Raw genomic sequence first — 16384 nt, forward strand, 5'->3', positions numbered from 1 at the left:
CTTCCTGCTTTTTTAATCCTACGGACGAAAAATACGGCAAAACCTTATTTTATACAGTAAATTTTCTAACGTTAGAAAAATAGATTTGATGCATTTAGATAAAAAAATTATAAATAGGAGAATCAAATGTTTAGTTTTTTTAAAAAGAAAGGTCCTAAAAACCTCGAAATCAATTTTCATGACAATTCAATGGTATTGAACGGAACCAGCTTGTCTTTTCCATTATCTTTGAAAGATATTGAGGCTGTATTAGGAAAGCCTGATCAGGTTGTAAAAAAAGAAAATAAATACATAAAGTACATTTACGACAATGCTGGTATTGTATTTGAACATTCGTTTTCTGTCAAGAATCATTTAAAGAAATGCAGGGTCTATCTTGATGATGAGCATCTACTTTCTACTATCAGTTTCTACTACGGTGATGTTGTAAAACCTATGTTTGGAGAAGAAGAATTACCCAAGATGCCTTGTCAAGCCGTAGTATCCACTGATGGGAAGCCTCCCTATTTTCTTTATGATAGACACAGAACTGGGGATTTCAATTTTATTTTATGGACCCCTCGCGGAACCAATTTTAATGGAAGACCAGATGTAATGAGATATCCACTCACCATTTCCTACTATCCAGAAATCAAGCATGAACGTCAAAAATCAAATCCAAAAGTTGTTCAAGAAAAATATCTTCATTTTGATAATCTGAATTTTAAACTAGCTATTATCCAAGTATTGATGTATGATTTAGAGGTTTTAAAGCCAGCTTTTGATATTTTTGATTTTTCAGAGGAATTTAGCGAGTTGGATATTGATACAGAAAGTACAGAACTTGTCGAGCCTGCATTAGAATACTTTAAAAATTTTCAGATTTCACAGAAGTATGCAAGTCTTGTAAAAGAGATTGATATGGATGGCGGTAATGAAATCTTTATGAATCTGATTCCTCAGTGGGATGGTGAGGATAGTATTTTTGATTTGAACGAGGTTAGTTTGGCTGAATTAAAGCAGTTTCCAAATTTAAAACAAGCGACAATCATGTCAAGTAATTTTGAACAAGTTAAGGAAATTTTTGCTGAAGCTGGAATTGACGCAGAACTAGTGTAAGTTAAACTAAACATTTATAAATTTTTGAAAAAATCTTACTGTTATGACTCGAAAAAAGGATTAAATAAAATATGAAAAAGTTTAAATGGTGTTTATGGGTAACTGGATTTCTTGTTATTCTTTTGACAGCTTCTTCATTGAATGCTTGTAGTTTTGGTGGTGAAACTATTCCCCAAAATAGAACAAAGGAACAGTACGAGTTTGAAAAAACGTTTGATCCCATGTTTAAATTTTTGGAACAAGAGCAGAAAGATTTTAATGGCCTAGAAACTTATAAAAGCAGAGTCTATATAAAGAATGGAGACGAAGTCAAAAGATATGAAATTGACCTAGATATTACCAAGGCAGATGGTAAGGGTGACTATAGAATACAAATCGGAGAAAACAAAAAAACGGTTCCCGTTAGTTATTCTAATGGCAAGTTGCATTACGATTCGGAGATAGACCCTTTATTTGACGAAGAGATTCTTAACTTAGTTGTCAAAAGAGATTATTTTGACTCCTTGAATGTAAAAAGAACGTTAAGAACCGGAACAACAGAGCTTAGTGAAATTATCTACCAGCCAGAAAATAACTCTGACCTCTTTCAGAAACTGAAAAGCAAATATGATCTACCAGAGGAAACAACGTGCCAAATTAGAATAGATCACTCAGATAAAACAAATTATGGGATCACAATACAGTTAACATCGAAAGAGATGTCTGTCAAAATTGGTTTAACTATTATTAAAAAACGGGGCTAACGATTTAGGAATGTTATTGAAAAGAGTTTTTTAACTCTGAGAAGAATTTAAAGGTGACTATGAAAGTAAAATTTAAAGAAACGAATAAAGTATTTTTCAAAATAGTAGAAGTAGAGGGAGAAAAGTATATTCTAGATTTGACGACTGTTAGACCAAAATCCTATTTCTGGGGGTCTCTTCCCGATGAAATTACTGCAAAAATGCAAAAGTTAGATAAAAGAGATATGCGTTTTGAGAGTGTAGCTCCAACTATGAGTAAATCAATTGGGATTGCAATTGGTACAGCAATAGGGGGATCTGGCTATCGGCTTGTGACAAATTTTTTTAGAAACAATGGGATTAGTCACAACCTTCCTTTAAAGATAGGCTTATATGGCCTATTCATTTTCCTAGCTTATCTTGCTTTCTGGTTCATTGCCATAAGAGCTCGTCATAGCGTCAAAAAAAGACTTGAGAATAAAGTTTCAAACTATCAAATAACCTTTAAACCAGTTGGAAATAAGCGTCAATTAAAACATTACAAACTTCTTCCTTTTATCCTTGTTCCGACTCTTGGATGTTTTACTTTCTATCTAAATATTGTTGATGGGACAGAGGGTGCCATACTCGTTATTAATAGTATTCTATTATTGGGATTTTTTACAGTGATTTTAGGCATGTCACCACTCCGAGAAAGTGTCGAAAAGCAAGAGATTGTTTTTGATAGAATAGAGAAGTTATAAGTTAAGATGAAAGCCGTTTTATGATCCTCTTTTGCAGGTCACATTGGGCTATTTTATCAGAAAAATTAGGGAATTAATTAGAAAGTATTTGAGTGGTCAATGACTCATTTAAGATTCAGGACTGTTCTCGCAATGCCACATTGTAATTTAGAAAAGGAGTAATAATGAATTACTTAGAATTACGTAAAAGATATGCTTTTTATAGAAAAGTTGCGATTGTTTTGGCCGTTCTTCTTATTCTTTTTGTAGCTTTGATGGTGAAAGATAGGACTATTCAAACCCTTTGTATTATACTCATAAATGTACTCTTATTCCTTTCGATCTCGATAATCAGAAGAGGGTATTTAAGAAGTGGTACTAAGTTACTACATATGGACTTAGATTTACCATCTTGGAAGCAATACATTGAGTTGAAGAAAGTTGCAAAAAGAGCTATTATAAAAATGGATGTGACGCTAACATCTGTTGGGTATTCCTATATGATTGGTGATTTCGATGCTGCCATTAAGGAGGCTTCTGAAGCAATGACTGATCAAAAACTGAAGCTGAAATACAGGGATTTCTTAGTGAGTTACCTCGTTCGCTCGACAGTTCTTGCAAATCCAAACCTGACCAGAGATGAGCTTGATCTTATACTAAACAAAATGTCCATATCAGATCTTTCTGTAGCCGAGAAAACAAAAAGCGTAAGTATTGCGCTTTACGATTTAACAATTGCTCATCAATCCAATGATTACTTTGAAGACTTGGAAAACGAATTTAAATATCAACAATTGGAAATCACTTACTATCAAGCCTTGAACTCTAAATTAAAAGGAGATATGACTAGGGCGAATGAGTTGTTTAGTAAACTCGCTCAAGAAGATGAACAGCTCTATATCGTACGGAAGTCTAAAGAATTTTTAAATAGTGAATCTATTAATTAGCGATGAATAAGTACAGAAAAGGATTAAGTGTGAAATCAAACAGTTTATTTTTTTTTAATGGAATTTTTGCTTTAACATGCTCTCCCATTATTGCATTTGCATTTTTCTATAGATGGGAGATAAGATTTATCAATGGGGCTCTTCATTTTGTTGATAAACCAGCATGGGCTTTCTCAGTAAATTTAATTAGTTTTATATTTCTTGTTTGTTCCATACTTGCAATTTTCATTTATAGAAAAGAATCAAACGGTCGTAAGAAAAGTTTTTTGTTTCTCTTAGTTGCATCTATCACAGGTTTTATCCCCTTCCTTTCATTTTTTTCAGCAATTTTTGCTCTTATTTCTGGGATTTTATATTTGGTTGATTTTAATCGATTGGTAAAAAAATAAACTAGAAGGTATTTATCATTTTCAGCATATCCAACTTTTTTTAGAACTGATTCTCTCAATCTCCGGTACGTCAGATTTCTCTTTTCTGTATTTTCATTGTATAATAGGGGTACATTTAGTTTCATATAATGAAATATAAAGGTTTCAAACGAATATTAAGGAGAAAATCAATGAAAAAAGTAATGTTAATTATTAACCCTACCTCTGGTGGAGAAAAGGCTTTGGATTATAAGGTCAAGCTGGAGAATAAAGCCAAAGATTATTTTGAGCAGGTGGAAACCAAAATTACTGAAAAAGCCTTAGATGCAACACATTTTGCTGAAGAAGCTTCTCGTGAGCAGTACGATGCAGTGGTTGTGTTTGGTGGAGACGGGACTGTCAATGAAGTCATTTCTGGTATTGCTGAGAGAGACTACATTCCTAAGTTAGGGATTATCCCTGGTGGGACGGGTAACCTCATTACGAAACTATTGGAAATCAATCAAGACATCGATGGCGCGATAGATGAACTCGATTTTAATTTAACCAACAAGATTGATATTGGTAAAGCGAATGATAACTATTTTGGTTATATCTTTAGTATCGGTTCTCTGCCTGAGGCGATTCACAATGTGGAAATCGAGGACAAGACAAAATTCGGTATTCTTGCCTATGCTGTAAATACCATGAAGTCTGTCATGACGGATCAGGTTTTTAACATTAAGATTGAGACGGAAAATGGAAATTATGATGGTGAAGCTAGTCATGTTTTGGTTCTCTTGACAAATTACTTCGCTGATAAGAAAATCTTTGAAGAAGACAAAGATGGCTATGCCAATATTTTGATTCTAAAAGATGCTTCTATATTCTCTAAATTATCCGTCATTCCGGATTTACTAAAAGGAGATGTTGTCGGCAATGATAATATTGAGTATATCAGAGCGCGTAATATTAAGATCTCTTCAGATAGTGAATTGGAGTCAGATGTTGACGGCGATAAATCGGATAACCTACCTGTTGAAATCAAAGTCCTAGCTCAGCGAGTAGAAGTATTTTCAAAACCGAAAGAGTAGAAGGTAGAAGTTAGTTTATTTTTCACTGCGAAATCGAGTTTCATATCAACGATTGGAGGAGGAATGAATTCTCTATTTGATGAATTTCGAACAATTTGTTCTCATTTAAACCAAGTCGGAATCACTCCGACGCTCATGGGGTCTTTGGGGTTTGAATACCGTTCAAATGAAGAATGGGGGCCGTCTGACATTGACATTCATGTGCCTGGTGACCCTAGAGGTTGGGAAGCACCTGATCATCTCAGAATTTATTCGTGGGACAAGATAATGAAAGTGATGAAACACTTAGGCTATGCCTTAATAGATATTCATGAGCATGAATTCCAAAAAGATGGTCTGAGTGTTGAATTCGGAAGTATCGATTCTTTACCTGATTTTGCAGGAGTTTCGGAATCAGATATAGAGCTGATTCATCTCGAGGACATCACGTTTCGTGTTCCAAGTTTAGAACAGTATTTAAGTATTTACAAGGCTTCTTCCCAAGATTCCTATCGAAATAACCACAATAACAATAAGGATTTTAAAAAGATAGAATGGTTAGAAAGACAGTTGTAAATCATCATTTGAAAAGTAGCAAGTTGTAAGACTGGCTGCTTTTTTATATTCTCAAAATCAAACCACTCGAAACTGCGGACAAGCCTTGCAAATAAAATACGAAAGTAGTATACTAGAATCACAATTATGAAAACGTTTGCGCAGCAAGATGAATAAAAGTAAACTAGGAGACAGAACAATGGAATTAACAGCCATTTACCACAGATCAGAGTCGGAGTATGCTTATCTTTATAAAGACAAGACAATGCACATTCGCATCCGGACCAAGAAAGATGATATTGAAAGCATCAACTTACATTATGGTGATCCTTTTATCTTTATAGAGGACCGTTATGAAGATAGTAAGGAGATGGTCAAAGTAACTTCTGATGCCTTATTTGATTACTGGCAAGCGGAAGTTTCAGTTGGCTATGCACGACTCCAGTATCTCTTTGAACTCAAGGATAAGCAGGGTCAGAGTATTTTGTATGGCGATAAGGGATGTGTTGAAAATATGCTAGAAAACCTTCATTATGAAGGAAATGGCTTTAAAATTCCGTATATCCATGAGATTGATGCTTGCCACGTTCCTGACTGGGTAGCAGAGACGGTATGGTACCAGATTTTCCCAGAACGTTTTGCTAATGGGAACCCTGAAATTTCTCCAGAAGGGGTCCTAGATTGGGATTCCTCTATCAAGCCAAAGACGAGCGATTTCTTTGGTGGTGATTTACAAGGTATTATTGACTATCTGGATTACTTGCAAGATTTGGGGATTACAGGACTTTATCTCTGTCCAATCTTTGAATCCCCAAGCAATCACAAGTATAATACGACGGATTATTTCGAAATTGACCGTCATTTTGGAGATAAGGAGACCTTCCGTCAACTGGTGGAGGAGGCACATCAGAGAGACATGAAAATCATGCTGGACGCTGTTTTCAATCATATCGGGGATCAGTCTCCGCAGTGGCAGGATGTTCTCAAGCATGGTGAAAAGTCGGAATATAAAGACTGGTTCCATGTTCAAGAGTTCCCAGTTACCAAGGATAAGCTGGGTGATCCAAGAAAACTCCCTTACCATACCTTTGCCTTTGCCAGCTATATGCCCAAGCTAAATACGGCCAATCCTCAAGTGAGGGACTATTTGTTGAGCGTTGCGACCTACTGGATTGAAGAGTTTGATATTGATGCTTGGCGCCTGGATGTGGCAAATGAAGTAGACCATCAATTTTGGAGAGATTTCCGTAAGGCTGTCTTGGCTAAAAAGCCTGACCTTTATATTCTTGGAGAGGTCTGGCACACCTCCCATCCTTGGTTAAATGGCGATGAATTCCACGCAGTTATGAACTATCCTCTCTCCGACAGCATCAAGGATTATTTCTTGCGAGGGGTTAAGAATCCTTATCAGTTTATCAATGAAATCAATAGCCAATCAATGTACTATAGACAACAGATTTCGGAAGTGATGTTCAATCTTTTGGATTCGCACGATACGGAGCGCATTTTGGCTACTGCTAAGGGAGATGTTCAACTCGTTAAGTCGGCACTTGCCTGTCTCTTTTTACAAAGGGGGACACCGTGTTTCTACTATGGAACGGAGTTGGAGTTAGGTGGAGGACCAGATCCAGATTGTCGTCGTGTCATGCCTTGGGAACGTGTTTCAGACAGTAATGAGATGCTTAATTTTATGAAGAAATTGATTCAACTTCGTAAGGATGTTTCAGGCATTATCCAACATGGCACCTATAGTCTGCAAGAAATCAAGCCAGATGTTCTAGCTCTAGAATGGAATTATGATGGAAAAAAAATCCAAGCTATTTTTAACCAATCAACTGAAAACTATCTTTTAGAAGACAGTGATGCTGTAGCGCTAGCCAGTCATTGCCAAGAATTGGACCAGCAACTTGCGCTTTTGCCTAAAGGTTTCGTCATTCAATAAAAAATAGGATTAAAAAGACTGTAATGAATAGGTGATTCGTGCAGTCTTTTTTTGACTTATGTAGTATAATAAAGCTAAATCACGGATTACTTGTTGATGGATTAGTGAAGAGTGTTTAAAAAGTAATAGAGAATGGTACTCTAGAAGGAGAATTGCATGAAACGAACGAGAAAAGTAGTAGCCTTGGGACTGTGTTTGCCCTTATTTCTTGGATTGGCTGCTTGTCAGCAAAATAATACGAGCACTGAAGCTGCAAACCAGACACAGACCAGTTCGGATAAAGTTCCTTGGACGGCTTCATATACCAATCTGAACAATCAGGTCAGTACCGAAGAGGTCAAATCTCTCTTATCAGCTCACTTGGACCCAAATAGTGTTGATGCATTTTTCAATCTTGTCACAGATTATAATGCGACTGTCGGTTCTACTGGCTTAAGTGGGGATTTTGCCTCCTTTACGAAGACAGAATACGACGTAGAGAAAATCAGCAATCTCTGGAATCAAAAAAAGGGTGACTTTGTCGGGACCAACTGCCGTATTAATAGCTATGCGTTATTAAAAAATTCAGTCACGATCCCAAAACTTGAAAAGAATGACCAGCTACTTTTTGTGGATAACGATGCTATCGATAAGGGAAAAGTATTTGACGCGAAAGATAAGGAAGAGTTTGATATTCTATTTTCTAGGGTGGAGACGGAAGCGACAACGGATGTAAAAGTTCACGCGCAGAAGATGGAGAAATTCTTCTCCCAGTTTCAATTTAATGATAAAGCTCGGATGTTGTCTGTTGTGTTGCATGACAATTTGGATGGAGAGTATCTTTTTGTCGGTCACGTTGGTATTTTAGTGCCAGCTGAGGAGGGTTTCTTATTTGTAGAGAAACTGACTTTTGAAGAGCCTTATCAAGCTATTAAGTTTGCGAGTAAGGAAGATTGTTACAAATATTTGGCTACCAAGTATGCAGATTACACAGGTGATGGCCTAGCTAAGCCTTTCATCATGGATAATGAAAAGTGGGTTGAAGCTTATTAAGAAAGGTTAGGTAGAATCGCATGGAGACTGTAATAGCGCTTTTAGTTCTCATTCTTATCGGGTTCTGGGCTATAAACATTCTCAAACCTCGTAAGGCAAATAATAAAGAGCGATTTTTAGGCTATACTCAGCGCTATGATATTGACGGCGAGGGATACCAGTCAGAAGTCTGGGAAGTGACAGAAGATGAGGATTAGAAATAAGGAGGAGAGTCCAAAAACAGTATTATGTCTTTTCAAGAAAGGGAAATAGTAAAATCAGTGCTATCCTAAGAAACGAATAGGAGGAAACATTATGGGAATGATTGCTAATTATCGATATCTATCTGACAATGAATTAAGCCAAATAATGCGAGATTCTCGTCAGGAAGAGGAATTGCTTGACTTAGTAGAGGATTCTACTAAGGAAAATGAGACGTTGATAGATATTGACAAAATGTGGGACGCCTTACTCTTTGTTATGACAGGCTTTAGTAGTTCAGAATTTATGGATGACGATCCTTTGAGAGAAGCTGTCTTGGGAGTGACCCCTTTAGAAAATGTGTCGGAATATATAGCCTATACTGAAAAGTCAAAGATAGCTGAGATTGTTCAAGCTTTAGAGAATTTTGACATGGATAGGGCTCTAGCTAACTTTAGCATGGAAGCATGCAAGAAGGCAGATTTGTATCCCGATATTTGGGATTATCTTGATGAAGAGGAAGAAATCAAGGATGATATTCGAACCTGTTTTGTAAAAATGAAGGATTTTTATAAGAAAATCTTAGTTCTCAAGGGGAATATCTTAGTGACTATTTGTTAAGTACTTTCTCCAACTGTTAGTCAGGTGCGTGATGAATGCACATCTAGAAAATTGTACACCTGATGACTTGTCTGGTGAAGAAAATATTCCACAGTATAGTTGGACGGAATAGATAGAAATTGGTTATAGAATTTGTAAGCATAATAGATTTTAAGCTTTAAGATGGAGGACTAAAGAGATGGGAAGAATTGAATGGGAAAATGCCAAGACACGTTTAGATGCCTTACTTGTCATTGATGAGTATCGAACAGATCCAAATGAGACCTGGCTTCGATTGATCGTTAAGACTGAGGGAAGCTATGGGGCTCGTTACCTTATCGACAATGGCTCTGGTGATTCTCTAGATGTGATTTTGACTGATAAAATGATCCTCATAAAAGGTTTTGATCATGAAAGTAGTTTGAGTCAATTTGCTGCGAATGAGTGGAATCAAGACATCATAGACGGATTTTATAAAGGACTGGATGAAAAGTATCAAAACCTATACTCAGAAGAACAAAAAGATGAAACAACCTTCTTTATCTGGTATGATGGACAAGAGCATCAAAATACCTACCAAGATCAGGACGGTGGTGAATGGTTATTATCCTACTTCTTTGACAGTTTTGAGCGATTTCATGAGTTTGTGACGGATTACTATTCAATTACCGTAGATGAGGACTTACTTAGAAAACTTTACAATCAAGGACAGCTTTCAGAAGTAGAATTGGAGCAGTTGATTCCCACTTCCTAGCTGGAAATATTTATGAAATCTGATGAAAAGAATTGATTTTCAATATCAAGTTATACTTTAAGATTATTGAAGCAGCTAATGGTTGTAGTTTCTTTTTTCTTATGCAGATAACGATTTAAAACGATTTCTTTTTATTGTTGAAAGATATTTCGCGAACAAAAAACAAGATTATTAAAAAAAGTTTAACAAAATCCTTTACAAGCTCTTATAAACATGATATAGTTATAAGGCTTAGAAAATGAGATGATGTTTTCTAGCAAATATAAACCCGAGTAAAAAATGCCTACGGACAGGCAGGGTTGAATGCCGAAGCGTGGTTGAAAAGCCACATTATTGATAGGGTTAAAAGCCTACTTTTATAAGTTGATGTTAGGATATTTGTCCTAATTCATAAATTTTAGTGTGGTGAAAGCACACGTCATCTTGTGAAACGATCAATAAAGTACGTAATATTTGCTACTAGAGAGTTAGGAAACATCAGGAACAGACATACTCAACAGAAACCAAAATAAACACGTCAGAAGATTGCAGAGCAGGTGAAAACCTGCTCTTTTTTCATAAGTCAACCTTTAGCGCCTTTATCTTCTTGAGGTGCTAAAAATATGGTAAAGGAGTATGTCTTGAAGAAGTTAGATCAAAACCAAGCCCCAATTTATGAGGCCTTGGTCAAGCTACGCAAGAAAAGAATTGTCCCCTTTGATGTGCCAGGTCACAAGCGTGGACGAGGAAATCCAGAACTTGTCGAACTGTTAGGAGAAAAATGTGTTGGCATTGATGTCAATTCTATGAAACCCTTGGATAATCTTGGTCATCCCATTTCGATTATTCGGGATGCGGAGGAATTAGCTGCGGATGCTTTTGGTGCAGCCCATGCCTTTCTCATGATTGGAGGTACAACCTCATCAGTTCAAACCATGATTCTTTCCACCTGCAAGGCGGGAGATAAGATTATTCTTCCACGAAATGTCCACAAATCTGCTATCAATGCGTTGGTTCTATGTGGTGCCATTCCCATCTATATCGAGATGAGTGTAGATCCCAAAATCGGCATCGCATTAGGACTTGAAAATGACCGTGTTGCCCAGGCAATTAAGGAGCATCCAGATGCTAAAGCTATCCTAATCAACAATCCTACTTACTATGGGATTTGTTCGGATCTGAGAGGATTAACAGAGATGGCTCACGAAGTGGGCATGCTAGTTTTAGTGGATGAAGCTCATGGTGCGCATTTGCATTTTACAGATAAACTTCCAATTTCTGCTATGGATGCAGGTGCTGATATGGCGGCGGTCTCTATGCATAAGTCTGGTGGGAGTCTGACCCAAAGCTCCATTTTACTTATCGGGGAGCAGATGAATCCTGAATACGTTCGTCAGATTATCAACCTGACCCAGTCTACATCAGCATCTTACCTGCTGATGGCAAGTCTCGATGTTTCTCGTAGAAACCTAGCCCTTCGTGGTAAAGAGTCCTTTGAGAAAGTTATTGAGTTATCTGAGTATGCTCGTCGTGAAATCAATGCCATCGGTGGCTACTACGCCTACTCAAAAGAGTTAATAGACGGTGTCTCGGTTTGTGATTTTGACGTGACTAAGTTATCAGTCTACACTCAGGGGATTGGTTTAACAGGGATTGAAGTTTATGATCTCTTACGGGATGAATATGACATTCAGATCGAGTTTGGTGATATTGGCAATATCTTAGCTTATATTTCCATTGGCGACCGCATCCAAGACATCGAGCGCTTAGTCGGTGCTTTGGCTGATATTAAGAGACTCTATTCTCGAGATGGGAAGGACTTGATTGCTGGAGAATATATCCAGCCCGAGTTGGTGCTGTCTCCACAAGAAGCCTTCTATTCAGAAAGAAAAAGTTTAACCTTGGATGATTCTGTTGGACAAGTCTGTGGGGAATTTGTCATGTGCTATCCTCCAGGGATACCAATCCTAGCACCAGGTGAACGGATTACACGAGAGATTGTGGATTATATACAATTCGCCAAGGAACGTGGTTGCTCCCTCCAAGGGACGGAAGATCCAGAAGTCAATCACATCAACATCATTGAGAGAAAGGAGAACTAGATGGATTTATGGTTTTCTGAAGTTCATACTCCAGATGTGAAACTGTCCCTGAGAACAGCCAAGCAACTCTATGCTGGAAAAAGTGAGTGGCAGGATATTGAGGTATTAGATACACCAGCTTTTGGAAAGATATTGATCTTAAATGGCCATGTCTTGTTTTCAGATGCAGATGATTTTGTTTACAATGAAATGACCGTCCACGTACCCATGGCTGTCCATCCGAATCCAAAGAAAGTATTGGTTATTGGGGGTGGTGACGGGGGTGTTGCCCAAGTATTAACACTCTATCCTGAACTGGAACAAATCGATATTGTGGAACCGGATGAGATGTTGGTTGAAGTCTGTCGTGAGTATTTCCCAGACTTTGCTGCAGGGCTAGATGATCCTCGTGTTACCATTTACTACCAAAATGGGCTTCGTTTTTTACGAAACTGTGAGGATGATTACGATATCATTATCAACGATGCGACAGATCCATTTGGGCATACGGAAGGGCTTTTTACCAAGGAATTTTACGGGAACAGCTACAGAGCTTTGAAAGAAGATGGTATCATGATTTACCAGCATGGGAGTCCGTTTTTTGACGAGGATGAGTCAGCTTGCCGAAGCATGCACCGCAAGGTCAATCAAGCCTTTCCAATCAGCCGGGTCTATCAGGCCCATATCCCAACCAGTCCAGCGGGCTATTGGTTGTTTGGATTTGCATCGAAAAAATACCACCCTGTCAAAGATTTTGACAAGGAAGGCTGGAAAAAACGCCAGCTTTTTACAGAATACTATACTGCAAACTTACATGTGGGAGCCTTTATGTTGCCTAAGTATGTTGAGGATATTTTAGAAGAAGAGGAAGGAAAAAAATGAGTCGTTTATTAGTTATCGGATGTGGGGGCGTTGCCCAAGTTGCTATTTCAAAGATTTGCCAAGATAGCGAAACATTTACAGAGATTATGATTGCTAGTCGTACTAAGTCAAAATGTGATGACTTGAAAGCTAAATTAGAAGGCACAACAAGTACAAAGATTGAGACAGCTGCTCTTGATGCTGACAAGGTTCAAGAAGTGATTGCCTTGATTGAAAGCTACAAACCAGAAGCTGTTTTGAATGTAGCACTCCCATATCAAGACTTGACTATTATGGACGCTTGTTTAGCAACAGGAGTCCACTATATTGACACAGCCAACTACGAAGCTGAGGACACAGAAGACCCTGAATGGCGTGCGATTTATGAAAAACGCTGCAAGGAGCTTGGTTTTACAGCTTACTTTGACTACTCATGGCAATGGGCTTATCAGGAAAAATTTAAAGAAGCAGGCTTGACCGCTCTGCTTGGATCTGGTTTTGACCCAGGTGTGACCAGCGTCTTTTCTGCTTACGCACTTAAACACTATTTTGATGAAATCCACTATATCGACATTTTAGACTGTAATGGTGGTGACCACGGTTATCCATTTGCAACAAACTTTAACCCAGAAATCAATCTCCGCGAGGTTTCTGCGCCAGGTTCTTACTGGGAAGATGGAAAATGGGTCGAAGTTGAAGCTATGTCTATCAAACGTGAGTATGATTTCCCACAAGTTGGACAGAAAGACATGTATCTCCTTCACCATGAAGAAATCGAATCACTGGCAAAAAATATTCCAGGCGTTAAACGGATTCGTTTCTTTATGACTTTTGGTCAATCCTATCTAACGCATATGAAATGCTTGGAAAACGTTGGTCTCCTTCGTACGGATGCTATTAACTTCAACGGACAAGAAATAGTGCCAATCCAATTCTTAAAAGCCTTGCTTCCAGACCCTGCAAGCCTTGGCCCACGCACTGTTGGAAAAACCAATATCGGTTGTATCTTTACAGGTGTCAAAGACGGAGTTGAAAAGACCATCTACATCTACAATGTTTGCGACCATCAGGAATGTTACGCTGAGGTTGGCTCCCAAGCTATTTCTTACACGACTGGAGTTCCAGCTATGATTGGAACAAAATTAGTTATGAACGGTACTTGGAAACAACCTGGAGTTTACAACCTTGAAGAGTTGGATCCAGATCCATTTATGGAAGCTTTGAATGAGTACGGCTTGCCTTGGGTTGTGGTTGAAAACCCTCAAATGGTGGACTAATGAAGTTAGAACAAGTACCCACACCAGCTTATGTCATTGACTTGGCCAAGTTAGAAGCCAACTGCCGTATTTTACAATATGTTCAGGAAGAAGCGGGCTGCAAGGTTTTACTGGCCCAGAAGGCTTATTCTCTCTACAAAACCTACCCCATGATTAGCCAGTATCTATCTGGTACAACGGCTAGTGGACTCTATGAGGCTAAACTAGCACGAGAAGAGTTTCCAGGGGAAGTCCATGTATTTGCACCTGCTTTCAAGGATGCAGACTTGGAGGAATTGCTGGAAATAACGGACCATATCGTCTTCAACTCAGAGAGACAGTTGCGTAAACATGGTCCTCGTTGCCGAGAGGCTGGTATCAGTGTCGGTTTGCGCCTCAACCCTCAATGTTCTACCCAAGGTGATCACGCGCTCTATGACCCTTGTGCTCCGGGATCTCGGTTTGGAGTTACTTTAGACAAGATACCGAGTGATTTGCTGGACTTAGTAGATGGTCTTCATTTTCATACCCTTTGTGAGCAGGGGGCAGATGATTTAGAAACAACTTTGAAAGCTGTAGAAGCGCAGTTTGGACCTTATTTATATAAGGTCAAATGGCTCAATATGGGTGGAGGACACCACATAACGAGAGAAGACTATGATGTGGATTTGCTGACTTCTGAAATCAAGCGTATCCGAGAAACTTACAATCTTGAAGTCTATATCGAGCCGGGTGAAGCTATTGCGCTCAATGCGGGTTCTCTAGCAACTGAAGTATTGGACATTGTCGAAAACGGTATGGATATTTTGGTTTTAGATGCCTCCGCGACCTGCCATATGCCAGATGTACTTGAAATGCCCTATCGTCCACCTTTGAGAAATGGATTTGAACCGCAGGAAAAAGCCCATACCTATAGACTTTCTTCCAATACCTGTCTGACGGGTGATGTGATTGGTGATTATAGTTTTGAAAATCCAGTCCAAATCGGTGATAGACTTTACTTTGAAGACATGGCAATCTACTCCTTTGTCAAAAATAATACCTTTAACGGTATTGGCTTGCCAAGTCTCTATCTTATGGACGAGCAGGGTGACTGCAGCTTAGTCAAAGCCTTTGGCTATCAAGACTTTAAAGGGAGATTATCATGATAGAAACTCCGAAAAAAGCAGGCTATCGTATGCCAGCAGAGTACGAACCCCATCATGGCACCCTCATGATATGGCCGACTCGACCAGGTTCATGGCCTTTTCAAGGAAAGGCTGCTAAAAGAGCATTTACTCAGATTATCAAGACCATAGCAGAAGTGGAAAGAGTCTATCTTTTGGTGGAGCAGGACCATCTATCTGAAGCTCAATCCTATCTTGGAGACAAGGTTGTTTATTTAGATATTCCTACTAATGATGCCTGGGCGCGTGATACTGGGCCAACCATTCTCGTCAATGAAAAAAGAGAAAAGTTGGCAGTCGATTGGTCTTTTAATGCCTGGGGTGGTACAGTCGATGGCCTCTACCAAGATTATGAAGATGATGACCAAGTAGCCAGTCGTTTTGCTGAGGCATTGGAAATGCCTGTTTACGATGCCAAACCTTTTGTACTGGAAGGCGGGGCAATCCAAAGCGATGGTCAAGGGACCATTCTTGTGACTGAAAGTTGCCTACTAAGCGCTGGTCGCAATCCTCATCTCAGTAAAGAGGAAATCGAAAACACCTTATTAGAGAGCCTTGGCGCTGAAAAAGTTATCTGGCTGCCTTATGGTATTTATCAGGACGAAACCAATGAACACGTTGACAATGTTGCCGCTTTCGTTGGTCCTGCAGAACTTGTCTTGGCTTGGACAGATGACCAGAACGATCCCCAGTATGCTATGTCTGTAGCTGATTTAGCTCTTTTAGAGAAGGAAACGGATGCAAAAGGTCGTCCATTCACTATTCATAAATTGCCAATCCCAGCGCTTCATCAAGTTGTAACCGAAGATGATTTGCCAGGCTACATCTATGAAGAAGGGGAAGAAGAGCGTTATGCAGGTGAACGTCTTGCAGCTTCCTATGTCAATTTTTATATTGCCAACAAGTCTGTCTTAGTGCCCCAGTTTGAGGATGTAAACGACCAAGTGGCCCTAGATATCCTCAGCAAGTGTTTCCCAGACCGTAAAGTTGTCGGAATTCCAGCCAGAGATATTCTATTAGGTGGTGGCAATATCCACTGTATCACCCAACAAATCCCAGAATAGGAGAA

General features: G+C 38.8%; 17 protein-coding genes. All 17 read left to right on the forward strand.

Annotated elements, in window-relative coordinates:
- The first annotated feature begins 126 nt into the window (after positions 1-126).
- Positions 127-1098, forward strand: coding sequence for a hypothetical protein (locus P8P68_RS02220; protein WP_278276071.1), 972 nt, complete (start codon positions 127-129; stop codon positions 1096-1098).
- Between the two features lie 71 nt (positions 1099-1169).
- Positions 1170-1841 carry a hypothetical protein gene (locus P8P68_RS02225; RefSeq protein WP_278276072.1) on the forward strand — a complete coding sequence of 224 codons (672 nt, stop codon included), beginning with the start codon at positions 1170-1172 and terminating at the stop codon, positions 1839-1841.
- A gap of 59 nt (positions 1842-1900) precedes the next feature.
- Complete coding sequence (locus tag P8P68_RS02230; RefSeq protein ID WP_278276073.1) at positions 1901-2563, forward strand: DUF443 family protein; 663 nt, start codon at positions 1901-1903, stop codon at positions 2561-2563.
- A gap of 164 nt (positions 2564-2727) precedes the next feature.
- The gene (locus P8P68_RS02235) at positions 2728-3489 is read left to right on the forward strand and encodes a hypothetical protein (RefSeq protein ID WP_143989601.1); all 762 of its coding nucleotides are present in this window, start codon (positions 2728-2730) and stop codon (positions 3487-3489) included.
- A 29-nt stretch (positions 3490-3518) separates the two neighbouring features.
- The gene (locus P8P68_RS02240; protein WP_000841611.1) at positions 3519-3878 is read left to right on the forward strand and encodes a hypothetical protein; all 360 of its coding nucleotides are present in this window, start codon (positions 3519-3521) and stop codon (positions 3876-3878) included.
- Positions 3879-4048: 170 nt separating this feature from the next.
- Positions 4049-4930: a diacylglycerol kinase family protein gene (locus tag P8P68_RS02245; RefSeq protein ID WP_132973438.1), complete on the forward strand. Its 882-nt coding sequence runs from the start codon at positions 4049-4051 to the stop codon at positions 4928-4930.
- A 63-nt stretch (positions 4931-4993) separates the two neighbouring features.
- Positions 4994-5485: a phosphoribosylanthranilate isomerase gene (locus P8P68_RS02250; protein WP_278276074.1), complete on the forward strand. Its 492-nt coding sequence runs from the start codon at positions 4994-4996 to the stop codon at positions 5483-5485.
- A gap of 178 nt (positions 5486-5663) precedes the next feature.
- Entirely contained in the window at positions 5664-7406 is a 1743-nt protein-coding gene (locus P8P68_RS02255) for a glycoside hydrolase family 13 protein (RefSeq protein WP_278276075.1), read from the forward strand.
- A 156-nt stretch (positions 7407-7562) separates the two neighbouring features.
- Entirely contained in the window at positions 7563-8438 is an 876-nt protein-coding gene (locus P8P68_RS02260; protein ID WP_278276076.1) for a DUF4300 family protein, read from the forward strand.
- Positions 8439-8458: 20 nt separating this feature from the next.
- Positions 8459-8635: a hypothetical protein gene (locus P8P68_RS02265; protein ID WP_180364456.1), complete on the forward strand. Its 177-nt coding sequence runs from the start codon at positions 8459-8461 to the stop codon at positions 8633-8635.
- 97 nt (positions 8636-8732) lie between these two features.
- Complete coding sequence (locus P8P68_RS02270; RefSeq protein ID WP_268725208.1) at positions 8733-9239, forward strand: YfbM family protein; 507 nt, start codon at positions 8733-8735, stop codon at positions 9237-9239.
- 178 nt (positions 9240-9417) lie between these two features.
- Complete coding sequence (locus tag P8P68_RS02275; RefSeq protein WP_000532577.1) at positions 9418-9972, forward strand: hypothetical protein; 555 nt, start codon at positions 9418-9420, stop codon at positions 9970-9972.
- A gap of 620 nt (positions 9973-10592) precedes the next feature.
- Positions 10593-12053 (forward strand): aminotransferase class I/II-fold pyridoxal phosphate-dependent enzyme, encoded by a 1461-nt coding sequence (locus P8P68_RS02280; protein WP_000732147.1) that lies wholly within the window; start codon positions 10593-10595, stop codon positions 12051-12053.
- Positions 12054-12914: a polyamine aminopropyltransferase gene (gene speE, locus P8P68_RS02285; protein WP_000366713.1), complete on the forward strand. Its 861-nt coding sequence runs from the start codon at positions 12054-12056 to the stop codon at positions 12912-12914.
- Positions 12911-14170 (forward strand): saccharopine dehydrogenase family protein, encoded by a 1260-nt coding sequence (locus tag P8P68_RS02290; RefSeq protein ID WP_049478257.1) that lies wholly within the window; start codon positions 12911-12913, stop codon positions 14168-14170. Before speE ends, P8P68_RS02290 begins: the two co-directional genes overlap by 4 nt.
- On the forward strand, positions 14170-15297 hold the full coding sequence (gene nspC, locus P8P68_RS02295; protein ID WP_049478256.1) for a carboxynorspermidine decarboxylase: 1128 nt from the start codon (positions 14170-14172) through the stop codon (positions 15295-15297). Before P8P68_RS02290 ends, nspC begins: the two co-directional genes overlap by 1 nt.
- On the forward strand, positions 15294-16379 hold the full coding sequence (gene aguA / locus P8P68_RS02300) for an agmatine deiminase (protein ID WP_278276077.1): 1086 nt from the start codon (positions 15294-15296) through the stop codon (positions 16377-16379). Before nspC ends, aguA begins: the two co-directional genes overlap by 4 nt.
- Positions 16380-16384 lie beyond the last annotated feature (5 nt).

The organism is Streptococcus sp. D7B5 (assembly GCF_029691405.1).
Classification (GTDB): Bacteria; Bacillota; Bacilli; order Lactobacillales; family Streptococcaceae; genus Streptococcus.